This window comes from Rhizobium sp. 268 (assembly GCF_036571585.1).
Lineage (GTDB): Bacteria > Pseudomonadota > Alphaproteobacteria > Rhizobiales > Rhizobiaceae > Rhizobium > Rhizobium redzepovicii.
On record NZ_JAPPSO010000005.1, the window covers coordinates 232,007 to 255,267 of the forward strand.

Sequence of the window (23,261 nt, forward strand, 5' to 3'; positions counted from 1 at the left end):
CGCGCGGCTTTAGGCAGTTCCGAGCCGCTTGATATTGCCTGTCAGTTCCCCCGCCAGCCGCAGCGAAGCGGCGGTCGCCATCGTCATTTGCGGCAGCAGCAGCCATTCGAGCGTCCAGGCGGCACCCGAGCGTTCCTGTTCATGGACGAGGGACTGGTGGATGCCCGACAGCGCCGTGGCGTTGAAGCGGGCGAGCGCGACCAGGGTTTCGGCGGCGACCGGGTTCTGCTTGTGCGCCATCGCCGACGAGGTGCCGCCGCCTGCGATTTCGATTTCGCCGCCGGCCTGGGCAAGCAGAGCGATATCCTGGCCGATCTTGCCGAGGCTGCCGGAGATCGAGACAAACAGGCCGGCGATATCGGCGATCGGCAGACGCCCGCTCTGCCATTGCCTGCAATCGGTCAGGCCAAGTTCCTGGGCGAGCGCGGCGCGGATGGCCGGGCCTTGCGGTCCGAGCTTGTCGAGGGTGCCGGCGGCGCCGCCGAACTGGACGGGGAAGCTCTGCTCGGTCAGCCGGTCGCGATAGATCTCCAATGGCGCGCGCCACGCAGTGAGGCGGTCGCTGACGGAAATCGGGATGGCTGACTGCATGCGGGTATGACCCATCAGCCGGTTGCGGCCGAACCGGCGATCGAGCCCATCGAGCCCGGCGACGATGGCGGAAAGCCGGCCGGCAAACAGGAAAACCACCGCCTTCAAGCGGATCATCAGGCTGGTGTCGATCACATCCTGGCTGGTGGCGCCGAGATGCAGGCTTTTGGCCGCTTCCTCGCCGACTTTGGCGCGCAGCTGCTTGATAAGCTCTGGAACGAGGACGCCGTCCCTTGCCGTTGCCGCACGCAGACGATGCAGATCGGCGGAGAAGGCGGCGCAGATTTCGGCGATCCGCCTTGCGGCTTCGGCGGGGATCAGGCCATGCGCGGCTTCGGCCCTCGCCAACGCAGCCTCGATGAAGAGCATGGCACGGATGTCGGCCTCGGCGGAGAAATAGGGCGCGATTTCATCGTCGCCGAGCAGGCCGGAGAGGAAGGGGTGGTCGAAGGGCGATGCGGTCATGGGTTGCTCGTTCGTGGTCGTGGCCCCCTCATCCGGCTGCCGCCACCTTCTCCCCGAGGGGAGAAGGGATTTGAAGGCAGCGCCGGCGCCTATGGGCTGTCATCTCGTATGGCACATCCCCTCTCCCCTCGGGGAGAGGGAAGGGTGAGGGGGCTACGGGCGCCGGGCTCTCCGTACAAGCCGCTGGCCAGCCCCTCAAATATCCAAAAACACCGTCTCGTTGGCACCCTGCAGATAGATGTCGAAATGGCAGGTGGCGCCGTCGCGGGTGGCGATCACGGTGGCGACCCGCTCGCGATGTTCGATGCGCTGAAGCAGCGGGTCGGCGGCGTTGGCTTCCGTCTCCTCCGGGAAGTACATGCGCGTATGCAGGCCGATATTGATGCCGCGGGCGACGATCCAAAAGGTGATGTGCGGGGCTTGTCTGCGGCCGTCCTTGAAGGGGACGCGGCCGGGCTTGATGGTTTCGAAGCTGTAGACGCCGTCTTCAGCGCGGGTTGGGCAGCGGCCCCAGCCGGTAAAATTGGGATCGGCGGCGCCGCGCATTTCCGAGGGGCTATTATAGAGGCCGGCGCTGTCGGCCTGCCAGATCTCGACGACGGCATCGCGCACCAAGGCGCCGGCGCCGTCGAGAATGCGGCCGGTGACGGTGATGCGTTCGCCGAGCGTCTTGTCGTTGACCATCGCCGTGCCGAGATCGCTGTCGTAGACACCCGTTATGTCGCAGAAATTCGGCGTCAGGCCGATATGGACATAAGGCCCTGCCGTCTGCGACGGGGTTTCCTTGAGATAACCGAGCTGCTGCATGGTCAATTGCCCTCCAGCCTGTTTTCGAACATCGTCGAGCGGCGGCCGCGCAGCACGATATCGAATTTATAGGCGCGTGAATCCATCGGGATGGTGTTGCCCCAGTCGAGCGGCGCGATCAGCTGTTCGATCGCCGCCTTGTCGGGGATGGTGCCGACGATCGGACATTTCCAGATCATCGGATCGCCCTCGAAATACATCTGGGTGATCAGGCGCTGGGCAAAGCCGTGGCCGAAAACCGAGAAGTGAATATGCGCCGGGCGCCAGTCGTTGATCCCATTCGGCCAGGGATAGGCGCCGGGCCGCACCGTGCGGAAATGGTAGCGGCCTTCCTCATCGGTGACGGCACGGCCGCAGCCGCCGAAATTCGGATCGATCGCCGCCAGATAGCTTTCCTTCTTGTGGCGGTAGCGCCCGCCGGCATTGGCCTGCCAGAATTCGACCAAGGCGCCCGCAACCGGCTTGGCGCGCTCGTCGAGCACCCGTCCATGGACGATGATGCGCTCGCCGATGGCGCTTTCGCCGGGCCGCGCATAATTCAGGATCAGGTCGTTGTCGAGCTCACCAATCATCGAATGGCCGAAGACCGGGCCCGTCGTTTCGGAGATCGTGCCGTCGAGCGAGAGCAGCGCGCGCTGGGGCGCGCGCAGCACGGAGGTTTTGTAGCCGGGGGTCAGCGCCGGCGCGTGCCAAGCACGGTCGCGGGCGAAGAAGGCGCCGGTCTCCGGCTTGCGGTTCGGTAGTTCGGACATTTCTCCCCCTCAGGCCGCCTTTTCGGCGTCCATTTGTGCAAAGGTCTGTTTGGCGATCTTGATTGCATGATTGGCGGCGGGAACGCCGGCATAGATCGCCACATGCAAGAGTGCCTCGCAGACATCCTCGCGGCTCGCACCTGTGTTGGCGGTGGCGCGCACATGCATGGCGACCTCGTCGTCCTGGCCGAGAGCAGCGAGCAGGGCGATGGTCACGATCGAGCGCTCGCGCTTGCTCAGCGCCGGCCGCGACCAGACATGGCCCCAGGCGGCTTCGGTGATCAGCTCCTGGAAGGGGCGGTCGAATTCGGTCGCCGCAGCGGCCGCGCGGTCGACATGGGCGTCGCCGAGCACGGCGCGGCGGGTCGCCATGCCCTGCCGGTAGCGCTCGGAGGAGGCGGTCTCGTTCATCGGTTGGTTTCTCCAGGCGCAAGAGTTGTCAGGAAGGCGCGGATGATCGCCGTCAGCGCTTCCGGCTGCTCGACGCAGGGAATGTGGGCGCAGTCTGGGATGACCTCGTAGCGGGCACCGGGGATCAGCTTTGCTGTGGAAAGCACGAGATCGGGCGGCGTCGAGCCGTCCTGATCGCCGACGATGCAGATCGTCGGCACTGCGATCCTCTTTGCCGCTTCGGTGAAATCGGCATCGCGGATCGCTTCGCAGGCGGCGATATAACCTTCGACCGGCTGGCGCGTCAGCATGTTGCAATAGCCTGAATAGGCGGTGTTTTCGGGCCGGCGGAAGGCAGGCGTGAACCAGCGCTCCATGATGGCGTCGACGATGCTGCCGATGCCGTTTTTCTCGACCGCGGCGATGCGGGCATTCCAGCTTTCCGCCGTGCCGATCTTGTGGGCGGTGTCGCTGAGGATGAGGGCGCCGACGAGATCCGGCCGGCGCTGATAGAGCGACTGGGCGATGAGGCCGCCGACGGAGAGGCCCAAGATGACGGCGTCCTTGACCGAAAGCAGATCGAGCAGGCCGGCGAGATCGGTCGCATGATCCTCGATCGACGAGGGGAGCTGGCCGACATCGGAAAGCCCGTGGCCGCGCTTGTCGTAAAGCAGGATGGCGTAATCCCCGGCAAGCCGCACGACGACATCGCGCCAGATGCGGAAATCCGTGCCGAGCGAATTGACAAAAACGATCACCGGCCGGTCGGCGGGCGCGCCGATGACCTGATAGTGGATCGTTACGTCGTTTATGCGGGCGAACTGCACGTCAATCTCCTCAATTCAGCCGGGGCGGCCCCTCATCCGGCTGCCGCCACCTTCTCCCCGGCGCGGGGAGAAGGAGATATGCCGCACCGTCTCCGTCAACCTCAACGCCACGTTTGGCACGTCCCCTCGCCCCGCTTGCGGGGAGAGGGTTAGGGTGAGGGGCATTGGCGCCCTCCGTCATCCTCGGGTTTGACCCGAGCATCCACGCGACACCCACCGGCAGCCGCGGCATGGATCCTCGGGTCAAGCCCGAGGATGACGGAATGCGGGGGTCGCTTCTTGCCAAGCTCGCCTTTGAAGCCCATCCAACCGCACATACTCCTAATCGCAAAACTGACCGGTTGATCAGGTTAAGTAAAATGATATTTATAGGCCTTTCGATAACCCTGGAGTTATGTGAACGATGATCGACAGCCGCGTCAAGTTTCGCCACCTGCAGACCTTTGTCGAGGTGGCGCGGCAGAAGAGCGTCATGAAGGCGGCCGAATTGCTGCATGTCAGCCAGCCGGCGGTGACGAAGACGATCCGTGAGCTGGAGCAGGCGCTGGGTGTCGACGTCTTCGAACGTGACGGCCGCGGCATCAAGATTACCCGCTACGGCGAGGTCTTTCTGCGGCACGCCGGGGCGGCGCTGACGGCTTTGCGCCAGGGTCTCGATTCCGTCTCGCAGGAGCAATTCGCCGACGCGCCGCCGATCCGGATCGGCGCCCTGCCGACAGTGTCGTCGCGCATCATGCCGCGGGCGATGGAACTCTTCCTCAAAGAGCGGACCTGGAGCCGGGTGAAGATCGTCACCGGCGAGAACGCCGTGCTGCTGGAGCAGCTTCGTGTCGGCGATCTCGACATCGTCGTCGGCCGTCTGGCGGGGGCCGAGAAGATGGCGGGCTTTTCCTTCGAGCATCTTTATTCCGAGCAGGTGGTGTTTGCCGTGCGCGCCGGCCATCCGCTGCTCGACGGCGGCCAATCGCCCTTTGCCGGTTTCGGCGATTACACGGTGCTAATGCCGACGCGGGGGTCGATCATCCGGCCGGTGGTCGAAAATTTCCTCATCGCCAACGGCGTCTCCAGCCTGCCGAACCAGATCGAGACGGTGTCGGATTCCTTCGGCCGAGCCTTCCTGCGCTCGAGCGACGCGATCTGGATCATTTCCAACGGCGTGGTCGCCGATGACGTCGCCGACGGGCGGCTGGCGCTGCTGCCGGTCGATACCAGCGAGACTAGAGGGCCGGTCGGGCTGACGATGCGCGCCGATGCCGTACCGTCGGTGCCGCAATCGATCCTGATGCAGACGGTCCGCGAGGCGGCGGGCGAGTTGTCCTGAGCCTCGGCTCTTTAAATCTGCTTGTGAATTGCCCAGATTTGGACTATGTCTAATTCAAGACAGGAGGCTGTTATGCAGCATGCACGACACAGGGCGCAACGGGAAAGCCTGGAGCCGCAGCGGCTGGAAACCAGCCGGTTTGCAGCGGCGAACCGCAAAAGGCTGAGTGCACCGGCCTTGCGAACCTTCCTGGCGATCGCCGATCTTTGGGGCTTGAGCGAAGAGCAGCGTCTGCTCGTGCTCGGCTACCCCTCCCGGTCGACCTATCACAGCTGGGCCAAGCAGGCGCGTGAGCATGGGGCCTTCACGCTCGATGTCGATACGCTGACCCGGATCTCCGCCGTGCTCGGTATCCATCAGGCGCTCGGCGTGCTGTTTGCCGACGAACGCGCCGCCGTTGCCTGGCTGCGCATGCCGCATCAGGCGCCGGTTTTCGGCGGGTATCCGCCACTCGATATCGTGACCAACGGAACCCAGGACGGGTTGATGACCGTGCGCCGGTTTCTCGATGGCGCAAGAGGCGGTGTCTACATGCAGCCGAATAGGCTTGACGAGGCCTTCACACCTTACGAAGACGCGGACATCGTCTTCCGGTGAGCGCGCGTTTTGCCCAAGCGCCGCGTCCCTCCTACCGGCTCATCCCATCGCAATTTCCGCCGATCGGACTTTTCGATACGGTGACGCGGGCGGCCGATCTCGAAGCCGTAATGGACCTCGTCGGCTGGACCAATGATCGCCTCGTCGCCGATCGCATCCAGCGACTTCCCGAGGATGAATGGGTTTACGGCACGCCGAATGCCAGCATCGTGATGGCGGCGTTCCTGCACGTCGCTCCCGGCGGCATGCGCTTCAACGGCCCCGATCTCGGCGCCTGGTATGCCGCCGATGCTCTGACGACAGCCGCCGCCGAGGTCGGCCATCATTTGAGGCGAGAGGCAGTCGCCCGCAGCGTGGCGACGATGGCGCGCACCTATCGAAGCTATGCGGCCACGCTGATCGGCGACTATCTCGATATTCGCGGCGAGCAGACATTGCGGCCCCATGTCTATGACGGCGCGAGCTATGCGGCGTCGCAAGTGCTTGGTGAAGAGGTGCGATTGAGTGGCGGCGCCGGCATCCTCTATGACAGCGTCCGGCTGAGGGGTGGCGTCAACATCGCCGCGCATCGGCCGCGCAACATTCGCGATGTGCTGCAGGCCGACCACTTCGAAATCACCGTTTTCGCCGCCGACCGGCGCATCGATGTCAGGAAGCTCGCGGCCTAGATCACAACACGCTCCGCCCAGGCCTTTGCCGTCTTCGCCATCGTGGCGAGGTGATCGCCAGCGGAGAAGCCGGAGATTTTCTTGCGCGGCTTCAGGTCGTGGTCGCCGTCCTCGAGCCAGAGGATTTCGATCCGGTCAGAGAGATCGTAGCCCGGCACCTCGTCCCGCGTGCCGAATTCGTCGCGCGTTCCCTGGCAGATCAGCGCGGATGTTGTCAGCCCCTTGAGGTGAGCGGTGCGCAGTTTGGTCGGCTGGCCGGGCGGATGGAAGGGATAGCCGAGGCAGAGCAGGCCGGCGATCTTGCCCCTGCCATGGAGATCGTCGGCGATCATGCTGGCGACCCGGCCGCCCATCGACTTGCCGCCGATGATCAGCGGGCCGCTGACGCCGAGTTCGGCAATCGCCGCTTCATATTCGGGATTGAGCGTTTCGGCCCGCGGCGGCGGCTTGCGGGCTCCGGTACGGCGGGCGGCCATATAGGCGAATTCAAACCTGATTACCCTGAAGCCGACGCCGGCAAGCGCTTCCGCCGCTGCTGTCATCGACGCCGAATCCATCGGCGCGCCGGCGCCATGGGCCAATAGGATGGTGAAGCGCGCATCCTGCGGCCCCTGGAGCAGAAATCTGTCGAGCATCGGCAATCCTCCATAGCGTCATCGGAACCATCTCTACGGCCGCGACTTCTTGCCTGAAAGGAGACAGACAATGTCGACGAATGACGAAAACGTAAAGCCTGAGCAGCGCCGCCCCAACGATGTCAGCACTGTTCCCGACAAGCCGGAGCCTGCCGATGCAGAATCGCTGGCGCCACCGACGGTGCAGCCGGCTGGGGCGGCCGACAAAAGCGAACGGCCGGTCGTCAACCCCGTAACCGGCGTCGCTTTTTAGGGATCGCAAAATTATGATGCCGATCGGCCCTTGAAACCGCGGCGGAGAGGGCGCATATACCAGCCCTGCCTGAAAAATGGATGCGTGGGTATCGACGTCGTCGAACCCTTTGCTGTCCGACAGGATAAGGGCGCTCCCCGCAAGGGTCGAGCGCCCTTTTTGCTTTTCAGACATGCGTTCGCGGAAGCGTTTGTGTCGATCCGGGCGACCGTGACGAACTCCCACCATACTCTATATAGCACTTCGGAATCCCGAAATTGGTTGGCGCATTGAAATCATTGCCTGTTTTCCGCAGTGCCTCCGTGAAAAGCCCGGCGGATTTCGGAATCCCGAAGCGGCAGTCCTTCGGGATTCCGAAGTGGGATTTTTTCTTGCCGCCGTTTTTTCGCCGGCGCTGTCGATTTTCGCATTCGCCGATCGTCATCCTAAAGATGTGCTGCAATCGTGCGGCAACAGAAGGAGGAAATGTCATGGATCATCAGCATCTCGTCCCCGCCGCTGTGCTTGCGGCAAAGAACGGCGTCCGCTTTCCCAATGAGAGCCAGGAATATCGCAGCGCCCGCGACGCGCTGCTCGCCGAAGAGATCGAATTGCGCCGCCATATCGAACGTGTGGCCGTCCAGCGCCGGGCGCTGCCGCCGGGCGGCGAGGTGAAGAAAGACTACCGTTTCGAAGGCGTCGACGGGCCGATCGGTTTCAGCGAACTCTTCGCCGACAAGGAAACGCTGGTCGTCTACAGCTATATGTTCGGGCCGCAGCGGGAGCGCCCGTGCCCGATGTGCACCTCGCTGCTGTCGGCCTGGGACGGCGAGGTGCCTGATATGCTGCAGCGCGTCGGGCTTGCCGTCGTCGCCCGCTCGCCGCTCGAACGGCTGCTCGCCTTCAAGAAGGAACGCGGCTGGCATCACCTGCCGCTTTATTCCGACACGACGGATGAATACAGCCGCGACTATCACGCCATCGGCAAAGACGGCAGCGATGACGCCGCTTTCAACGTCTTCACCCGGCGCGACGGCACCATCCGCCATTTCTGGAGCGGAGAGATGGGCGTCGTGACGGCCGACCCCGGCGAGGATCCGCGCGGCGCGCCCGATCTGATGCCGCTCTGGACCGTGCTCGATTCAACGCCGGAAGGCCGGGCGCCGGATTGGTATCCGAAGCTGTCCTATTGAGGTCGTGGGCCGTCAACCAGTGGAGCGGTTTCTCGACGTTTCGATCCATTCGAGATTGGCGACCGAAGCCTCCGGCAGCGGTGACGGATCGACCTCGTAGACATAGCCGGCGAGCATGTCGGCGGCGCGTTCGGCTGCCTTGATCTTCGCCTCGGTTTCCGCGACCGCCTTGCCAATCGCTTCGATGCGGGCGCGGAACATGTGAGCGAGCACATCGCGGCCGGACTGTTTTTCGAGCCGTTCCAGATGCAGGCCGATGCGCGAGGCGTGGCGTTCCAGCTCGCTCTTGCTGAACCGCGCCTTGCGCAGTTCCTCGGAAAGGCTTTCCTGCATGACGGCGACGGGATCGAAACTTCCGGGCACGCGCTCGTCGAGCACGGCGTCGGTGACGAGCTTTTCGATCATGACGAGCGCCTGCAACTCGGCGGCGTCGGCGAGTTCGACGTCATAGCCGGTATCGTCATAAACCTTGCGGCGGACGGGATCGAGAAGCAGCCCATAGGCTTTCTGCAACTTGTCGAAAGCCTCTGTATCCCCGCCCGAATCGGGGTGGGCGACCTTGGCCAGACGCCGATAGGCGGCCTTCAGCTGCGCTTCGTTCGCATCGCGTTCAACGCCGAGAATATCGTATGGATCCGTCACGCCTGCTCCCCTGCTGCCCCTGGGTATCGCGGGCAGTCTAGGTCTTCTTCTGCATCAGAAAGGCGAAGTTTAGACCGAAAGCAGGAATGACGTCCATGGCCCGAAATAGCAACGGTTCACGCGAATACCCGGGCCGTTTTTCGATTGTCCATTTTTTTCAAGCTGTTGGACCAAGATCAGCCGGCGGCGATCGAAGCGACATAACATGTCGCGTCACCATCGATTTTGAGTTCGGTTCCCGCCGCATCCGTCATCAGCAGCGCGTCGCCGACCGCAAGCCTGCCGGTCTCGTCGCCCTGCCGGAACGACAGGCTGCCGCGGTGGCAGAGCAACAAGCATGTCGACGCCGTCAGCGGCAGGGTCCTGCCGCCATCGATTTCGAGCCGCACCAGCGTGTGAACAAGCCCCGCGCGGCGGGTCATGACATTGAGATCGGTGATCGCGCCGTCCTGGAGGCTGGCCGCGACCGGGATATCCGCCGGGAAGGCGAGGGGATCGCTCGCCGTCGTCAGCAGCGCCGGCGCCCTGCCTTTGATGTCGAGCGTCATGCCGTTGCCGTTAAGGATCGCCAGCGTGCGGTCGATGCCGGGAAAGATCGAGAACGGCCCGTCCGTTGCAACAGTCGCCATGCTGACGCGCCAGTCGAAGCCGGCAAGGCCGGCATCTTCGGGCGAAACGGCGATCTCCACCGTTTCGCCGCCACCGTTTTTCCACGGCATGCGCTTGTGGTCGCCGGCGCGCAGGATCCGCATGAGGCTCAGTTCCCGAGAATGCCGGGCAGGCGCAGGCCCTTGTCCCTCGCGCAGTCGAGGGCGATGTCGTAGCCGGCATCGGCGTGGCGCATGACGCCGGTCGCCGGATCGTTCCAGAGCACCCGCTCGAGGCGCTTGGCCGCATCGTCGGTGCCATCGGCGCAGATGACGACGCCCGAATGCTGGGAGAAGCCCATGCCGACGCCGCCGCCATGATGCAGCGATACCCAGGTGGCGCCCGAGGCGGTGTTGAGCAGCGCGTTCAGCAGCGGCCAGTCGGAGACGGCGTCCGAGCCGTCCTTCATGGCTTCGGTTTCGCGGTTCGGCGAGGCGACGGAACCGGAATCGAGGTGGTCGCGGCCGATGACGATCGGGGCGGAAAGCTCGCCATTCCTGACCATTTCATTGAAGGCCAGAGCCAGGCGGTGGCGGTCGCCGAGGCCGACCCAGCAGATGCGCGCCGGCAGGCCCTGGAAGGCGATGCGCTCTCTGGCCATGTCGAGCCAGTTGTGCAGGTGGGTATTGCCGGGGGTCAGTTCCCTCACCTTGGCATCGGTCTTGTAGATATCCTCCGGGTCGCCCGACAAGGCGGCCCAGCGGAAGGGGCCGATGCCGCGGCAGAACAGCGGTCTTATATAGGCCGGCACGAAGCCCGGGAAGGCGAAGGCGTTTTCCAGGCCTTCTTCCTTGGCTACCTGGCGGATGTTGTTGCCGTAGTCGAGTGTCGGAATACCGGCGTTCCAGAAGGCGATCATCGCCTCGACATGCTCGCGCATCGAGGCGCGCGCCGCTTTTTCCACGGCCTTCGGATCGCTCTCGCGCTTGGCCTTCCATTCGGCCATCGTCCAGCCCTTCGGCAGGTAGCCGTTGATCGGGTCATGCGCCGAGGTCTGGTCGGTGACCATGTCGGGGCGGATGCCGCGGCGGACCATTTCCGGCAGGATTTCGGCGGCATTGCCGAGCAGGCCGACGGACTTGGCTTCGCCTGATTTGGTCCAGCGGTCGATCATCTCGAGCGCCTCATCAAGCGTCTCGGCCTTGGCGTCGAGATAGCGGGTGCGCAGGCGGAAATCGATCGAGTCAGGATTGCACTCGACGGCGAGGCAGCAGGCGCCGGCCATGACGGCGGCGAGCGGCTGGGCGCCGCCCATGCCGCCGAGGCCGCCAGTCAGGATCCACTTGCCCTTGAGGTTACCGCCATAATGCTGGCGGCCGGCCTCGACGAAGGTCTCGTAGGTGCCCTGCACGATGCCCTGCGTGCCGATATAGATCCACGAGCCGGCCGTCATCTGGCCGTACATGGCAAGGCCCTTCTTATCCAGCTCGTTGAAATGATCCCAGGTCGCCCAATGCGGCACGAGGTTGGAATTTGCGATCAGCACGCGCGGCGCATCCTTGTGGGTGCGGAAGACGCCGACCGGCTTGCCGGATTGGACGAGCAGCGTTTCTTCTTCCGTCAGCGTCTTCAGCGTCGCGACGATGCGGTCGAAGTCCTCCCAGGTGCGGGCAGCGCGGCCGATGCCGCCATAGACGACGAGCTCGTTCGGATTTTCCGCCACGTCGGGATCGAGATTGTTCATCAGCATGCGCAGCGGCGCTTCGGTCATCCAGCTCTTGGCATTGAGCTCGTTGCCGCGGGGCGCATGGATTTCGCGGATATTGTGGCGTGGATTGCTCATGGCGGTTCCCCTGTCGAGTGATCGTTATCGTTTCAGGCCTGGCGCGATCTGTTCGATGCGCACCAGAATGTCTTTGAGATGGACGCGAAGCCTGTCCGCTTTCGCGGTATCGTAGGCAAAGGGTGGTGCTTCGGCCTGCAGATGGGTCGATTGCGCAAGCTCCATCTGGATCGCATGCACGCCGGTCTCCGGCCTGCCATAATGGCGCGTCGTCCAGCCGCCCTTGAAGCGGCCGTTGAGCACGCTGTCGTAGCCTTCCGCGGCTTCGACGACGGTGAGCGTCGCCTGCTCGATGGCGCCGTCGCAGGTCTTGCCCATATCGGTGCCGATGTTGAAATCCGGCAGCTTGCCTTCGAAGAGGAAGGGAATGTGCGAGCGGATCGAGTGGCAATCATAGAGGATCGCCACGCCATGCATTGCTCTGACGCGCTCGATCTCGGCGGCAAGAGCGGCGTGGTAGGGCGCATGAAAATCCCGCAGCCGGGCGGCGATATCGGCCTCGTCGGGCGCCTGCCCATCCTTCCAGATCGCCTTGCCGTCGAAATCCGTCTCGGGAACGAGGCCGGTGGTGTTCTGGCCGGGATAGAGGCTGACGCCCTCTGGATCGCGGTTGGCGTCGATCACATAGCGGTGGAAGGTGGCGCGCACGGTCGTGACATCATTGAGCAGCCCGTCATAGAGCTCGTGGATGTGCCAGTCGGTATCGGCGAGAATCCGGCCGTTGTCGTTGAGGCGGTCGTAGATCTCGGGCGGGACCTCGGTGCCGGTATGGGGGAAAGCGAGGATGACGGGGGAGGTGCCCCGATGGATTTCGAAGACGGGATTGGTCATGGCAAAAACCCCTCCCCAACCCCTCCCCACAAGGGGGAGAAGCTAGAGCCAGCCGCATGGTCTGCGTTCAAGATTGAATGCAGCCGGGGCCGCAGGTTAAGCCCCTCCCCATTGTGGGGAGGGGTTGGGGAGGGGACTTTCTTCTTCACAATCATTTCAACCCTCCAAAACCGGCAGAATGCCATTCGAAACCGAAGCATTCAGTGCGCCCGTCGCCACCAGCTCGGCCGCCGCGGCGAGGTCGTTCGCCATATAGCGGTCGCTGTCGAGGCTCGGCACCTGGCTGCGGATTGCGGCGATCGCCTTCAAAAGCTCCGGGCTGGTGGCAAGCGGCGCGCGCAGCTCGACCCCTTGCGCAGCGGTCAGCGCCTCGATGCCGATGATGCCGAACAGGTTCTCGGTCATGCCGAGCAGGCGCCGGGCACCGTGGCAAGCCATCGAGACATGGTCTTCCTGATTGGCCGAGGTCGGGGTCGAATCGACCGAGGCCGGGTGCGACATTTGCTTGTTCTCCGACATCAGCGCCGCCGAGGTGACCTCGGCAATCATCAGGCCGGAGTTCAGGCCTGGCTTTTTGGCGAGGAAGGCCGGCAGGCCGTAGGAAAGTACCGGATCGACCAGCAGCGCGATGCGTCGCTGCGAGATCGCGCCGATCTCGCAGACGGCAAGGGCTATCTGATCGGCGGCGAAGGCGACGGGTTCGGCGTGGAAGTTGCCACCGGAGACAACCGAGTTGTCCGACAGCACCAGCGGATTGTCGGTGACGGCATTGGCCTCGATTTCAAGGGTGCGGGCGACCGAACGCAAGAGGTCGAGGCAGGCGCCGTCCACCTGCGGCTGGCACCGGATGCAATAGGGATCCTGTACGCGCTCGTCGCCCTCGATATGGCTCTGGCGGATGACGGAGTTTTCGAGCAGGCCGCGAAGCGCGGCTGCGGTATCGATCTGGCCCTTGTGGCCGCGCAACGTGTGGATATCGGCGTGGAAGGGCGCCGAGGACCCCATGGCTGCGTCGGTCGACATGGCGCCGGTGATGAGCGCCGACTGCGCGGCGCGATGGGCGCGGAAGAGGCCAGCGAGCGCCAGCGCCGTCGAGGTCTGTGTGCCGTTGATCAGCGCCAGGCCTTCCTTGGCGGCGAGCACGATAGGTTTCAGTCCGGCCTTTTCCAGGGCCACTGCACCGGAAAGTCGTTCGCCGGCGAAGAAGGCTTCGGCCTCGCCCATCATCACCGCCGCCATATGGGCGAGCGGGGCAAGATCGCCGGAGGCGCCGACCGAGCCCTTTTCCGGGATCAGCGGAATAACGCCCGTATCCAGCATGCCTTCGATCAGCCGCACCAGCTGCAGCCGGACGCCGGAGGCGCCGCGCCCGAGCGAAACAAGCTTCAGCGCCATGATCAGCCGGACGATATTTTCCGGAAGCGGCGCGCCGACGCCGCAGCAATGCGACAGGATGAGATTGCGCTGCAGCGTGGCGACGTCGGCGCTGTCGATCTTGATCGAGGCGAGTTTGCCGAAGCCGGTATTGATGCCGTAAACCGGCGCATTGCCGGCGGCGATCTCGGCGATGCGGGCGGCGGCCTTGGCGATGCCGGCATCGAAGGCGGGATCGAGCCTGGCCGGCGCACCGGTCCAATAGATGGTCTCGAGATCCTTGAGCGAGACGGAGCCCGGGTGGAGCGTGATGGTCATCGACCGTTCCTTTCGCCCTTGAAGACGCGTGCGTGAAGCGGATTGAAGCCGATGCGGTAGACGAGCTCGGCAAGGCTCTCGATATTCCAGACGGCGAGATCGGCGGATTTGCCGGCTTCGAGCGTGCCGGTCTCGCCGATAAGGCCGAGCGCACGGGCGCCTTCGCGGGTGGCGCCGGCGATGCATTCCTCGACGGTGAGGCCGAACAGCGTTGCCGACATGTTCATGGTCAGCAGCATCGAGGTGAGCGGCGAGGTGCCGGGATTGCAGTCGGTGGCGATCGCGAGCGGCACGCCCGCCCGGCGCAACGCTTCCACCGGCGGCTTCTGTTTTTCATGGATGGCATAGAAGGCGCCGGGCAGGAGCACGGCGACGGTGCCGGCCGCGGCCATTGCGGCAACGCCCTCCTCGTCGAGATATTCCAGATGATCACAGGACAGCGCGCCATAGGCGGCAGCCAGCTTGGCGCCGCCGAGATTGGAGAGCTGCTCGGCATGCAGCTTGACCGGCAGGCCGAGCGTTTTGGCCTTGTCGAAGACGCGGGCGATCTCGACTGTCGAAAAAGCGATGCCTTCGCAGAAGCCGTCGACGGCATCGGCAAGGCCGAGGTTGTACATGTCGTCGAGGCCAGGCAGCACGACATCGTCGAGATAGTCGCCGTTGCGGCCCTTGTATTCCACCGGCGTCGCATGCGCACCGAGATAGGTGGTGGCAACGCGCACCGGCCTGATATGGCTGAGCAGGCGGGCGCTCTGCAGCATCTTCACTTCGCCGGTCCGGTTGAGGCCATAGCCGGATTTGATCTCGACAGTGGTCACGCCTTCGGCAAGCAGCGTATCGAGCCGCGGCAGTGCTTCGGCGACGAGTTCCTCGACCGACAGCGCATTGGTCGCCTGAACCGAGGAGACGATGCCGCCACCGGCCCGCGCGATCTCTTCGTAGGTCGCGCCTTCAAGGCGCATCTCGAATTCTCGAGCGCGATTGCCGCCGTGAACGATATGGGTGTGGCAGTCGACGAGGCCTGGTGTCACCCAGCGGCCTTCGAGATCGACGATGTCGGAGCGTTCGATAGCCGATGCCGGCAGCTCGCTTTCGGCGCCTGAGAAGGCGATGCGGCCGTTTTCGATCAGAACGGCGCCCTTTTCGACGATGCCGAGCCCGGCTTTGTCAGGCGCGAGCGTCGCCAGGCGCGCATTGCGCCACAGCGCCGGCCTGACCTCGGCGGATGCGGTTCCTTCAGAAAAATTGTTCCCGGTCATCAGCTTTGCGCCTTTCCTTATGCTGAAACATGTATATACATAATAAGCAGGTGACAAGAGAAATTTTGCGCGCTCTTCTGGAAAAGAAAGATCGGCGGCGCGGCAGAAGGGAGAAAAGGCCATGACCGTACTTCACGCGAGGACTGCTCTGACGCCGCAAGGCTGGCAGAAGGACCTGCGGCTGACGCTCGAGGCCGGGCGCATCGCCCGGCTCGAGGTGGGCGTTGCCTCCGCGCCCGGTGATGAGCGCCATGCTCTGATCGTTCCGGCCATCGGCAACCTGCACAGCCACGCCTTCCAGCGGGCGATGGCCGGTCTTGCCGAAGTGCGCGGCCCGGCAAACGACAGCTTCTGGAGCTGGCGCACGGTCATGTACAAGTTCGCTTTGGCGATGACGCCTGAACATGTCGAGGCGGTTGCCGCCAAGCTTTATGCGGAGATGCTTGAGGCTGGCTTTTCCCGCGTCGGCGAATTCCATTATCTCCATCACGACAGGGATGGCGGCACCTATGCCAATATCGCCGAGCTTGCCGAACGTATCGGTGCGGCAAGCGAAGAGACCGGGATCGGTCTGACCCTCCTGCCGGTCTTCTACGCCCATTCCGGTTTCGGCGGCGCTCAGCCGATCGACGGCCAGCGGCGTTTCATCAATTCGCTCGAAAGCTTCGAAAGGCTGATGGAGGGATGTCGGGCAGTGACTGGCCGGCTCGACGGCGCCGAACTCGGACTTGCGCCGCACAGCCTGCGCGCCGCAACACCGGAGCAATTGGCGAAGCTCGTGCCGATGGCGGGCGATGGCCCGATCCATATTCATGTCGCCGAGCAGGTGAAGGAGGTCGAGGACTGCGTCGCCTGGTCGGGCGCGCGGCCGGTGCAATGGCTGCTCGATCATATGCCAGTGGATGAGCGCTGGTGCCTGATCCATGCGACTCACATGACCGAGGACGAGACGCGGCGTATGGCGAATAGCGGCGCGATCGCCGGCCTCTGCCCGATCACCGAGGCCAATCTCGGCGACGGCGCCTTTGCCGCGCCCCTTTTCCTTCAAGAGGGCGGCCGTTACGGCATCGGCTCGGATTCCAACGTGCTGATCTCCTTGCCGGAAGAATTGCGCCAGCTCGAATATTCGCAGCGCCTGGCGCTGCGCGCCCGCAATGTCGTCGCAGCACCCGGCGGTTCGACGGCGCTTTGCCTGTTCAACCAGGCGCTTGCCGGCGGCGGTGCGGCGCTGAAAGCCCCGGCCGGTATCGCCGAAGGCCATCACGCCGATCTCGTTTCGCTCGATATGTCAGCCGTTCCCTATCTCTCCGGCGATCAGATCCTCGATCACTGGCTGTTTGCCGGCGGCATTTCCATCGATTGCGTCTGGGCGCGCGGCCGCAAGCAGGTGGTGGGTGGGCGTCATGTCGGGCGCGAGGCTATCGACCGGCGGTTCCTTGCCGCGATGGGCGAATTGCTGGCTGGCTGAAAAAGCGCTTTTCATAAGCAGGCATTCGATCTAGAGCGGGAGATCAATGGGAACGTGGCGATGAACCAAAGCAGGGATCCCACCTTGCACCAGCGCATCCTCGGCGAGATCGAGGGCCGTATCGTCTCGGGCGAATGGCCGCCGGGACACCGTATTCCCTTCGAGGTCGATCTCGCTACCCAATATGACGTCTCGCGCATGACGGTGAACAAGGTGCTGACCCAGCTCGCCAAGGCCGGCCTCATCGAGCGCCGCAAGAAATCCGGCAGCTTCGTCACCCAGCCGCAGGCGCAATCGGCCGTTCTCGAAATCCACGACATCAAGGCCGAGGTGCAGTCGCTGAACCTGCCCTATTCCTACGCGGTGTCGAAGACGGCGAGCCGCAAGGCCAAGGCTGAGGACAGCCGCCGGCTGGAGCTGCCTGTGGCGTCCTCGGTCGTCGAGGTGGTCTGCATCCACAATGCCGGCACGCGGCCCTTCTGCCTGGAGGAGCGGCTGATCAGCCTTGCGACCGTACCTGAGGCCGCCGATGCCGATTTCCTGACGGTGGCGCCGGGGCCGTGGCTGCTCAACCAGGTGCCGTGGAGCACCGCCGAACACCGGATCCACGCCGTCTCCGCCAGCGCCGAGGTGGCGGCGGCCCTCGACATCGCCCGCAACACCGCCTGCCTGGTGGTCGAGCGCCGCACCTGGAGTGGCGCCGGGCCGGTGACCCATGTGCGCTTCACTTATCCCGGCGATCGCCACGCCCTGGTGGCGCGTTTCACGCCGGCGTCGCAATAGCAGTAGCCGGAGGTTCCATATACAATGTCGCGGGTGTTTTAGTCTTCGAACATCTTGCCGCTGCGCGCCTCGAGCCGGTAGCGATAGCCGGGATAGACGAGGCGGGCTGTGGAGACCACCTGTTTTGCCGACCATGTGCGCCGGCGGATCGTCAGGCAGGGTTCGGTCTTCAGGATGGTCAGGAGCTTGCATTCCCAGGCCTGCGGCATCGCTGCCTCGACGACGTGCTCGGAGCCGCTGAGCGGGGCGGCCGCCGTCAGATAGGCGTTCGGCGTCAAGGTGGTGAAATCCTGGTCGAGATATTCGGGGGCGGCCTCCGGATGGACGAAACGGTCCTCGATCTGCACCGGAACGCCGTTTTCGCTGTGCACGATCAGTGAGTGGAAGACTGCCGCGCCGATCGCAAGTTCGAGCGCGTCGGCGATCTCCGGAGAGGCCGTTTCCTGGGCGAGAACGACGACGGAGGCCTCATGGACATGGCCGCGTTCGGCGATTTCCTCGGCGATGTTGCGCACCTCGAACAGCGCCGAATAGCCCTTGCGTTCGGCGACGAAGGAGCCGACGCCCTGGATGCGGACGAGTTCGCCTTCATTGGCAAGTTCGCGCAGCGCCCGGTTGGCGGTCATCTTGCTGACGCCGAGCTCGACGACCAACTCGTTTTCCGACGGCACGCGGTATTTCGGCGGCCATTCGCCGCTGTGGATGCGGTCGAGGATCACCTGCTTGACGCCGGCGTAAAGCGGCGTGCTATCATTTTCCGCCAGTTCGCGCTTCATCTCGCCGGAACGCTTCATTGCCTATTCCTTTTGCACGAATGGAATTCGCCACCTAAATCGACTTTCCTCTTGCATATCACAAAATATCTCATATGGTACCATATACAACCTCCCAATCAGTCCTGGACACAGAAATAGGACGGAAAGGGCAAGCCGGCGAAGATCGGCGTGGTGCCGCAAGGTCTGTTTCAACTCCAGAGGAGAATTCATCAATGAAATTCAGCACAATCCTGTTTTGCGGCGTCGCCGCTCTTTCCGCCTTCGCAGCACCCGCTTTCGCCAAGGACTGGACGAAGGCGACGATCACGCTCGAAGGCGCCTATGCGCCGTGGAACCTCACCAATGCCGACGGCACGCTCGGCGGCTTCGAACCGGAGCTCGCCAAGGTGCTCTGCGAACGCGCCAAGATCGAATGCACGCTTGTTGCTTCCGATTGGGACGGCATGATCCCGGCGCTGAACGCCGGCAAGTTCGACGTCATCATGGACGCGCTGTCGATCACCGAAGAGCGCAAGCAGGTGATCGATTTCACTATTCCCTATGCAGCCACGCCCGCCGCCTTCGCCACCGCCAAGGACAGCCCGCTGGCGAAAGCCGCCGGCACCGGCGCCACGATCAAGATGACGCCCGGCCAGACCGGCGTGAAGGAGATCGACGCGCTGAAGGAAGCCTTCAAGGGCAAGACGATCGGCATCCAGGCGGCCACCGTCTACGCCAAGTTCGTCTATGACAATTTCGGCGATATTGCCGAGATCCGCGAGTACAAGACCGGCGCCGACCGCGACCTCGACCTGCAGAACGGCCGCATCGACCTCGGCTTCGACGACGCCGTCTATTTCGCCAATGCCTTCAAGACCGCCAACGGCGCGCTCGACTTTACCGGTCCGGAGATCGTCGGCTCGATCTGGGGCGAGGGCGAAGGCCTCGGCGTCCGCAAGGCCGATACCGATCTGCGCGACAAGTTCAGCGAGGCGATCAAGTCCGCGCTCGCCGACGGCACCGTCAAGAACCTCTCGATGAAGTGGTTCCAGGTCGACGTCAGCCCGCAGCAGTAAGCGCTTCGGCCTTTTGGCCGCAGGCGCCGGTCTCCGGCTTTGTCGCCGGAGACCGCGTGTTATTCTCGATCCAGAAAATACTGCCACGGACGGGGAACGGACGATATGGCAAGCTTGGAACTGCTTGGCTTCGGCTCGACGGGATGGGGCGCGCTGCTCATTCTCGCCACCTTGATGACGCTCGCCGTCACCGCGACGGCGTTGGCGATCGGCGCGGTGCTCGGCGCGATCGTCGCGGGGGCGAAGCTCTCCGGCAATCCCTTTCTTGTGGCGCTCGGCAATGTCTATACGACGGTGTTTCGCGGCGTGCCGGAACTGCTGATCATCTATCTCATCTATTTCGGCGGCTCCTCGGCGGTCACCGCGATCGGCAAGGCGATGGGTTTCGAGGGTTTTCTCGGCCTGCCTTCCTTTGCCGCCGGCGCGCTGGCCGTCGGCATCATTTCCGGCTCCTATCAGGCGGAGGTGTTCCGCGGCGCCTTCCTCGCCATCTCCAAGGGTGAGCTCGAGGCGGCCTCGGCGATCGGCATGCATCGCGCCATGCGCTTTCGCCGCATCATCATGCCGCAGGTGCTGCGGCTGGCCATTCCCGGCCTCGGCAATGTCTGGCAGCTCAGCCTCAAGGATTCGGCGCTGATCTCGGTCACCGGCCTTGCAGAACTGATGCGCACCAGCCAGGTGGCGGCGGGTTCGACCCGGCAATATTTCCTGTTCTTCATCGCCGGCGGCTGCCTCTATCTGATCCTGACCAGCCTTTCCGACCGCATCTTCAACGGTGCGGAACGCCGCGCCAACCGCAGCATGCCGGCATCCGCCATGGGCCAGGCGTAAGGAGGCGATGATGGATTTCACCTTTCTCGCGTCAACCATGGTTACCCTGCTCAAGGCCGTGCCGACGACGCTGATCCTGTTTTCGCTGTCGATCTTCTTCGGCGGCCTGCTGGCGCTCGTCATCGTCTCGATGCGGGTCAGCGGCAACCGCTACCTGTCCGGTTTCGCCAAGGGCTACATCTTCGTCTTCCGCGGCTCGCCGCTGTTGATCCAGATGTTCCTGGTGTTCTATGGCCTCGGCCAGTTTGGCGTCATCCGCTATTCCTTCCTCTGGCCGTTCCTGCGCGAGCCGATGGTCTGCGCCGTGCTGTCGCTGGCGCTCTGCACCGCCGGCTACACGGCTGAGATTTTTCGCGGCGGCATTCGCGCCGTTTCGCCGAAGGAGATCGAGGCGGCGCGCTCGATCGGCATGTCCGGCTTCCTGCTGGTGCGCCGCATCCTGGCGCCGATCGCCTTTCGCCATGCGCTGCCGGCCTATTCCACCGAGATCGTGCTGATGATGAAATCGACGGCGCTCGCCAGCCTCGTCACTGTCTGGGAGGTCACCGGTGTCGCCCAACGGCTGATCTCGCAGACCTACCGCACGATGGAAGTCTTCCTCTGCGCCGCGATCATCTATCTCGTGCTGAACTTCATCATCCTGCAGGGCATGGCCCTGCTCGAATATTCGCTGTCCCGACACCGCCGCGCTGCGCCGCAGCCGCTGAAGGCGTAAGCGGTTTTTGAAGATTGGAGCAATCATGCCAGGCGTTACCCGACTTTCGGTCCGCAATATCCGCAAGAGCTTCGGCACACACGAGGTCCTGCGCGGCATTTCCCTCGATGCTGAGGACGGCGATGTAATTTCGCTGCTCGGCGCCTCCGGCTCCGGCAAATCCACCTTTCTGCGCTGCATCAACATGCTCGAAACCGCAAGCGACGGCGAGATCTGGGTCGATGGCGAGCACATCGAGATGGTGCACAAGAACGGGCGTAGCAAGCCGGCGAGCCAGAAGCAGGTGGACCATATCCGCTCCGAGCTCGGCATGGTGTTCCAGTCCTTCAATCTCTGGTCCCATATGACGATCCTGCAGAACGTCATCGAGGGCCCGATCCATGTGCTGAAGCGGCCGCGCGCCGACTGTATTGCCGAGGCCGAAGCGCTGCTCGAAAAGGTCGGGATCGCCGATAAACGCCATGCCTATCCCGCCCATCTCTCCGGCGGCCAGCAGCAGCGCGCCGCAATCGCCCGCGCTTTGGCGATGAAGCCGAAGGTGATGCTCTTCGACGAGCCGACCTCGGCGCTCGATCCGGAACTCGTCGGCGAGGTGCTGCGCGTCATGCGCGCGCTTGCCGAAGAAGGCATGACCATGCTCGTCGTCACCCATGAGATGAGCTTTGCCCGCAACGTCTCCAACCGCGTCGTCTTCATGCGCGAAGGGCTGGTCGAAAGCAGCGGCAAGCCCGACGACATGTTCACCGGCGGCGCCACACCCGCCTTCCGCCAGTTCATCGGCCATTTCGGAAGCGGTCAATGACGATCACCATCGAGACTGTGCTGACCTGGCGCGGTGTCGCGCGCGTCGGGGCAGGGGAAGCGCTGGCGCTGTCGCCGGCCGCCTGGGCGCGGGTCGAGCAGGCAAGCCGCATCGTTGCGCGCATCGTCGAGACCGGCGTGCGCGCCTATGGCGTCAACACCGGCGTCGGAGCGCTCGCCGATACCGTGGTCGACCGGGCCTCGCAGAGCCTGTTGTCACGCAGCATCGTGCTCAGTCACGCCTGCGGCGTGGGACCGCTGCTGGCGGCTCGCGAAGTGCGCGCCATCATCGCCGCCCAGATCGCCAATTTTTCCCATGGCCATTCCGGTGTGCGGCGCGAGATCGTCCAGTATCTCACGGCCATGCTGGAGCATCACTGCATTCCCGACGTGCCGTCGAAGGGCTCGGCCGGTTATCTCACCCACAACGCTCACACCGCGCTCGTCCTGATCGGCGAAGGCAGTGCCACCATGGCCGGGCGGCGCATGAGCGGCCGCGAGGCGCTGGCGGCGATCGGCCTGCAGCCGTTGGTGCTCGGCGCCAAGGAGGGCCTGAGCCTCGTCAACGGCACGGCCTGCGCAACCGGGCTGTCAGCTATCGCGCTTTCGCGCGCCGAACCGCTGCTCGACTGGGCCGATGCCATCGCGGCCCTGACGCTTGAGGCGGCAGGCTGCCAGATCGCCGCCTTCGACGAGGCGGTGCTGGCGCTGCGCCCATCTGCCGGGATCGACAAGGTCGGAGCCAGCTTGCGCGCCCGCCTCCAGGGCAGCGGCCTCGTCGCCGCCGCCTTCGGCCGGCGCACCCAGGATGCCCTCAGCCTTCGCTCGGTGCCGCATGCGCATGGCGCCGCCCGCGATGTCTTCGACAATTCCGCCCGCATCGCCGATCAGGAACTCGCTTCCGTCACCGACAACCCGGCTGTGTCGGGCACGCCGGAGAACCCGATCGTCTCCTCCGAGGCGCATGCCGTCGCCCCGGCGCTCGGGCAGGCGGCCGATAGCCTCGCCATTGCGCTCGCGCAGATCGGTGCGATCAGCGAACGGCGCATGGACCGGCTGGTCAATCCGCTGGTGAGCGGCCTGCCGCCGTTTCTTGCGAGCGATGCCGGCAGCCATTCCGGCTTCATGATCGCCCAATATACCGCCGCCGCCCTCAGCAACGAGAACCGCCGCCTCGCCGCACCCGCGGCGATGGACGGCGGCCTGACCTCCGGCCTGCAGGAGGATTTCCTTGCGCATCCGACAGCCGCCGCCGGCAAGCTGCTCGCAGTGATCGACAATGCCGAATATATTCTGGCGATCGAGCTGATGGCGGCTGCCCAGGCGCATGATTTCCTGGCCGCGACCGCGCCGCGGGCGCCAGGTACGGATCTCGTCTATCAGGCGGTGCGGCAGCGCATCTCCCATTATGGCGACGAACGGCCGCTGAACGGCGATATCGAGGCCGCGCGCAGCCTGATCCGCGAGACCGCGCCGCCGGCGATCGTTTGAACCAGAAA

The 23,261-nt window shown here is 64.3% G+C and carries 25 protein-coding genes; 12 read left to right on the top strand and 13 right to left on the bottom strand.

Going from position 1 to position 23,261, the window contains the following annotated elements; all coding sequences use genetic code 11:
* Positions 1 to 9: 9 nt before the first annotated feature.
* From OS035_RS11985 to pcaD, 5 genes are all read right to left on the bottom strand, one after another.
* Complete coding sequence (locus OS035_RS11985; protein ID WP_331813729.1) at positions 10 to 1,056, bottom strand: 3-carboxy-cis,cis-muconate cycloisomerase; 1,047 nt, start codon at positions 1,054 to 1,056, stop codon at positions 10 to 12.
* Positions 1,057 to 1,251: 195 nt separating this feature from the next.
* The gene (gene pcaG, locus OS035_RS11990) at positions 1,252 to 1,863 is read right to left on the bottom strand and encodes a protocatechuate 3,4-dioxygenase subunit alpha (RefSeq protein WP_097625610.1); all 612 of its coding nucleotides are present in this window, start codon (positions 1,861 to 1,863) and stop codon (positions 1,252 to 1,254) included.
* Between the two features lie 2 nt (positions 1,864 to 1,865).
* Positions 1,866 to 2,615, bottom strand: a complete 750-nt coding sequence (gene pcaH / locus OS035_RS11995; RefSeq protein ID WP_003595120.1) for a protocatechuate 3,4-dioxygenase subunit beta — start codon at positions 2,613 to 2,615, stop codon at positions 1,866 to 1,868.
* Between the two features lie 9 nt (positions 2,616 to 2,624).
* Positions 2,625 to 3,026 carry a 4-carboxymuconolactone decarboxylase gene (gene pcaC, locus OS035_RS12000; protein ID WP_183777918.1) on the bottom strand — a complete coding sequence of 134 codons (402 nt, stop codon included), beginning with the start codon at positions 3,024 to 3,026 and terminating at the stop codon, positions 2,625 to 2,627.
* Positions 3,023 to 3,832 (bottom strand): 3-oxoadipate enol-lactonase, encoded by an 810-nt coding sequence (gene pcaD / locus OS035_RS12005; RefSeq protein WP_331813730.1) that lies wholly within the window; start codon positions 3,830 to 3,832, stop codon positions 3,023 to 3,025. The genes pcaC and pcaD overlap by 4 nt, the downstream gene beginning before the upstream one ends.
* Positions 3,833 to 4,235: 403 nt before the next feature.
* Here pcaD and pcaQ point away from each other — a divergent pair, with 403 nt between their 5' ends.
* The 3 genes from pcaQ to OS035_RS12020 all read left to right on the top strand — a co-directional run bounded on the left by pcaQ (position 4,236) and on the right by OS035_RS12020 (position 6,418).
* Entirely contained in the window at positions 4,236 to 5,153 is a 918-nt protein-coding gene (gene pcaQ / locus OS035_RS12010; protein WP_183777920.1) for a pca operon transcription factor PcaQ, read from the top strand.
* Positions 5,154 to 5,225: 72 nt separating this feature from the next.
* On the top strand, positions 5,226 to 5,750 hold the full coding sequence (locus OS035_RS12015) for an MbcA/ParS/Xre antitoxin family protein (protein WP_331813731.1): 525 nt from the start codon (positions 5,226 to 5,228) through the stop codon (positions 5,748 to 5,750).
* Positions 5,747 to 6,418 (top strand): RES family NAD+ phosphorylase, encoded by a 672-nt coding sequence (locus tag OS035_RS12020; protein ID WP_331813732.1) that lies wholly within the window; start codon positions 5,747 to 5,749, stop codon positions 6,416 to 6,418. Before OS035_RS12015 ends, OS035_RS12020 begins: the two co-directional genes overlap by 4 nt.
* Here the strand turns inward: OS035_RS12020 and OS035_RS12025 are convergent.
* On the bottom strand, positions 6,415 to 7,053 hold the full coding sequence (locus OS035_RS12025) for an alpha/beta hydrolase family protein (protein WP_222148588.1): 639 nt from the start codon (positions 7,051 to 7,053) through the stop codon (positions 6,415 to 6,417). The two genes, OS035_RS12020 and OS035_RS12025, sit on opposite strands and share 4 nt — an antisense overlap.
* 70 nt (positions 7,054 to 7,123) lie before the next feature.
* Between OS035_RS12025 and OS035_RS12030 the strand changes: the two genes are divergently transcribed.
* Both OS035_RS12030 and OS035_RS12035 read left to right on the top strand, forming a co-directional pair.
* Positions 7,124 to 7,306, top strand: a complete 183-nt coding sequence (locus OS035_RS12030; protein WP_310807835.1) for a hypothetical protein — start codon at positions 7,124 to 7,126, stop codon at positions 7,304 to 7,306.
* A 470-nt stretch (positions 7,307 to 7,776) separates the two neighbouring features.
* Positions 7,777 to 8,478 carry a DUF899 family protein gene (locus tag OS035_RS12035; protein WP_183777925.1) on the top strand — a complete coding sequence of 234 codons (702 nt, stop codon included), beginning with the start codon at positions 7,777 to 7,779 and terminating at the stop codon, positions 8,476 to 8,478.
* A gap of 12 nt (positions 8,479 to 8,490) precedes the next feature.
* Here OS035_RS12035 and OS035_RS12040 read toward each other — a convergent pair whose 3' ends face one another.
* From OS035_RS12040 to hutI, 6 genes are all read right to left on the bottom strand, one after another.
* Complete coding sequence (locus tag OS035_RS12040; RefSeq protein ID WP_183777926.1) at positions 8,491 to 9,120, bottom strand: J domain-containing protein; 630 nt, start codon at positions 9,118 to 9,120, stop codon at positions 8,491 to 8,493.
* 176 nt (positions 9,121 to 9,296) lie between these two features.
* The gene (locus tag OS035_RS12045; RefSeq protein WP_222148585.1) at positions 9,297 to 9,872 is read right to left on the bottom strand and encodes a HutD/Ves family protein; all 576 of its coding nucleotides are present in this window, start codon (positions 9,870 to 9,872) and stop codon (positions 9,297 to 9,299) included.
* Between the two features lie 5 nt (positions 9,873 to 9,877).
* Positions 9,878 to 11,551, bottom strand: a complete 1,674-nt coding sequence (gene hutU / locus OS035_RS12050; RefSeq protein WP_331813733.1) for a urocanate hydratase — start codon at positions 11,549 to 11,551, stop codon at positions 9,878 to 9,880.
* A 24-nt stretch (positions 11,552 to 11,575) separates the two neighbouring features.
* Positions 11,576 to 12,382, bottom strand: a complete 807-nt coding sequence (hutG, locus tag OS035_RS12055) for an N-formylglutamate deformylase (RefSeq protein ID WP_331813734.1) — start codon at positions 12,380 to 12,382, stop codon at positions 11,576 to 11,578.
* Positions 12,383 to 12,538: 156 nt separating this feature from the next.
* On the bottom strand, positions 12,539 to 14,074 hold the full coding sequence (gene hutH, locus OS035_RS12060) for a histidine ammonia-lyase (RefSeq protein WP_331813735.1): 1,536 nt from the start codon (positions 14,072 to 14,074) through the stop codon (positions 12,539 to 12,541).
* The gene (hutI, locus tag OS035_RS12065; RefSeq protein ID WP_331813736.1) at positions 14,071 to 15,333 is read right to left on the bottom strand and encodes an imidazolonepropionase; all 1,263 of its coding nucleotides are present in this window, start codon (positions 15,331 to 15,333) and stop codon (positions 14,071 to 14,073) included. Before hutI ends, hutH begins: the two co-directional genes overlap by 4 nt.
* A 121-nt stretch (positions 15,334 to 15,454) precedes the next feature.
* Between hutI and OS035_RS12070 the strand changes: the two genes are divergently transcribed.
* On the top strand, positions 15,455 to 16,801 hold the full coding sequence (locus OS035_RS12070; protein WP_331813737.1) for a formimidoylglutamate deiminase: 1,347 nt from the start codon (positions 15,455 to 15,457) through the stop codon (positions 16,799 to 16,801).
* A gap of 60 nt (positions 16,802 to 16,861) precedes the next feature.
* Positions 16,862 to 17,584: a histidine utilization repressor gene (gene hutC, locus OS035_RS12075; RefSeq protein WP_183777933.1), complete on the top strand. Its 723-nt coding sequence runs from the start codon at positions 16,862 to 16,864 to the stop codon at positions 17,582 to 17,584.
* Between the two features lie 38 nt (positions 17,585 to 17,622).
* Here the strand turns inward: hutC (OS035_RS12075) and hutC (OS035_RS12080) are convergent, their stop codons facing one another.
* Complete coding sequence (gene hutC / locus OS035_RS12080; RefSeq protein ID WP_183777934.1) at positions 17,623 to 18,378, bottom strand: histidine utilization repressor; 756 nt, start codon at positions 18,376 to 18,378, stop codon at positions 17,623 to 17,625.
* A gap of 194 nt (positions 18,379 to 18,572) precedes the next feature.
* On the opposite strand from hutC (OS035_RS12080), the gene OS035_RS12085 reads away from it, so the two are divergent.
* The 5 genes from OS035_RS12085 to OS035_RS12105 all read left to right on the top strand — a co-directional run bounded on the left by OS035_RS12085 (position 18,573) and on the right by OS035_RS12105 (position 23,253).
* Entirely contained in the window at positions 18,573 to 19,415 is an 843-nt protein-coding gene (locus OS035_RS12085; protein ID WP_183854654.1) for a transporter substrate-binding domain-containing protein, read from the top strand.
* Between the two features lie 105 nt (positions 19,416 to 19,520).
* On the top strand, positions 19,521 to 20,246 hold the full coding sequence (locus OS035_RS12090) for an ABC transporter permease (protein WP_183777936.1): 726 nt from the start codon (positions 19,521 to 19,523) through the stop codon (positions 20,244 to 20,246).
* A gap of 10 nt (positions 20,247 to 20,256) precedes the next feature.
* Positions 20,257 to 20,961, top strand: coding sequence for an ABC transporter permease (locus OS035_RS12095; protein ID WP_097625545.1), 705 nt, complete (start codon positions 20,257 to 20,259; stop codon positions 20,959 to 20,961).
* A gap of 25 nt (positions 20,962 to 20,986) precedes the next feature.
* The gene (locus tag OS035_RS12100) at positions 20,987 to 21,763 is read left to right on the top strand and encodes an ABC transporter ATP-binding protein (protein WP_003595156.1); all 777 of its coding nucleotides are present in this window, start codon (positions 20,987 to 20,989) and stop codon (positions 21,761 to 21,763) included.
* Positions 21,760 to 23,253 carry an HAL/PAL/TAL family ammonia-lyase gene (locus tag OS035_RS12105; RefSeq protein ID WP_331813738.1) on the top strand — a complete coding sequence of 498 codons (1,494 nt, stop codon included), beginning with the start codon at positions 21,760 to 21,762 and terminating at the stop codon, positions 23,251 to 23,253. The genes OS035_RS12100 and OS035_RS12105 overlap by 4 nt, the downstream gene beginning before the upstream one ends.
* The last annotated feature ends 8 nt before the right edge of the window (positions 23,254 to 23,261 follow it).

What these genes read in the sequence shown, in the direction of transcription:
- OS035_RS11985 (WP_331813729.1), bottom strand. Translation starts at nt 1,056, where the DNA reads ATGACCGCATCGCCCTTCGACCACCCCTTCCTCTCCGGCCTGCTCGGC.
- pcaG (WP_097625610.1), bottom strand. Translation starts at nt 1,863, where the DNA reads ATGCAGCAGCTCGGTTATCTCAAGGAAACCCCGTCGCAGACGGCAGGG.
- pcaH (WP_003595120.1), bottom strand. Translation starts at nt 2,615, where the DNA reads ATGTCCGAACTACCGAACCGCAAGCCGGAGACCGGCGCCTTCTTCGCC.
- pcaC (WP_183777918.1), bottom strand. Translation starts at nt 3,026, where the DNA reads ATGAACGAGACCGCCTCCTCCGAGCGCTACCGGCAGGGCATGGCGACC.
- pcaQ (WP_183777920.1), top strand. Translation starts at nt 4,236, where the DNA reads ATGATCGACAGCCGCGTCAAGTTTCGCCACCTGCAGACCTTTGTCGAG.
- OS035_RS12015 (WP_331813731.1), top strand. Translation starts at nt 5,226, where the DNA reads ATGCAGCATGCACGACACAGGGCGCAACGGGAAAGCCTGGAGCCGCAG.
- OS035_RS12025 (WP_222148588.1), bottom strand. Translation starts at nt 7,053, where the DNA reads ATGCTCGACAGATTTCTGCTCCAGGGGCCGCAGGATGCGCGCTTCACC.
- OS035_RS12030 (WP_310807835.1), top strand. Translation starts at nt 7,124, where the DNA reads ATGTCGACGAATGACGAAAACGTAAAGCCTGAGCAGCGCCGCCCCAAC.
- OS035_RS12035 (WP_183777925.1), top strand. Translation starts at nt 7,777, where the DNA reads ATGGATCATCAGCATCTCGTCCCCGCCGCTGTGCTTGCGGCAAAGAAC.
- OS035_RS12045 (WP_222148585.1), bottom strand. Translation starts at nt 9,872, where the DNA reads ATGCGGATCCTGCGCGCCGGCGACCACAAGCGCATGCCGTGGAAAAAC.
- hutU (WP_331813733.1), bottom strand. Translation starts at nt 11,551, where the DNA reads ATGAGCAATCCACGCCACAATATCCGCGAAATCCATGCGCCCCGCGGC.
- hutG (WP_331813734.1), bottom strand. Translation starts at nt 12,382, where the DNA reads ATGACCAATCCCGTCTTCGAAATCCATCGGGGCACCTCCCCCGTCATC.
- hutH (WP_331813735.1), bottom strand. Translation starts at nt 14,074, where the DNA reads ATGACCATCACGCTCCACCCGGGCTCCGTCTCGCTCAAGGATCTCGAG.
- hutI (WP_331813736.1), bottom strand. Translation starts at nt 15,333, where the DNA reads ATGACCGGGAACAATTTTTCTGAAGGAACCGCATCCGCCGAGGTCAGG.
- OS035_RS12070 (WP_331813737.1), top strand. Translation starts at nt 15,455, where the DNA reads ATGACCGTACTTCACGCGAGGACTGCTCTGACGCCGCAAGGCTGGCAG.
- hutC (WP_183777933.1), top strand. Translation starts at nt 16,862, where the DNA reads ATGAACCAAAGCAGGGATCCCACCTTGCACCAGCGCATCCTCGGCGAG.
- hutC (WP_183777934.1), bottom strand. Translation starts at nt 18,378, where the DNA reads ATGAAGCGTTCCGGCGAGATGAAGCGCGAACTGGCGGAAAATGATAGC.
- OS035_RS12085 (WP_183854654.1), top strand. Translation starts at nt 18,573, where the DNA reads ATGAAATTCAGCACAATCCTGTTTTGCGGCGTCGCCGCTCTTTCCGCC.
- OS035_RS12090 (WP_183777936.1), top strand. Translation starts at nt 19,521, where the DNA reads ATGGCAAGCTTGGAACTGCTTGGCTTCGGCTCGACGGGATGGGGCGCG.
- OS035_RS12095 (WP_097625545.1), top strand. Translation starts at nt 20,257, where the DNA reads ATGGATTTCACCTTTCTCGCGTCAACCATGGTTACCCTGCTCAAGGCC.
- OS035_RS12100 (WP_003595156.1), top strand. Translation starts at nt 20,987, where the DNA reads ATGCCAGGCGTTACCCGACTTTCGGTCCGCAATATCCGCAAGAGCTTC.
- OS035_RS12105 (WP_331813738.1), top strand. Translation starts at nt 21,760, where the DNA reads ATGACGATCACCATCGAGACTGTGCTGACCTGGCGCGGTGTCGCGCGC.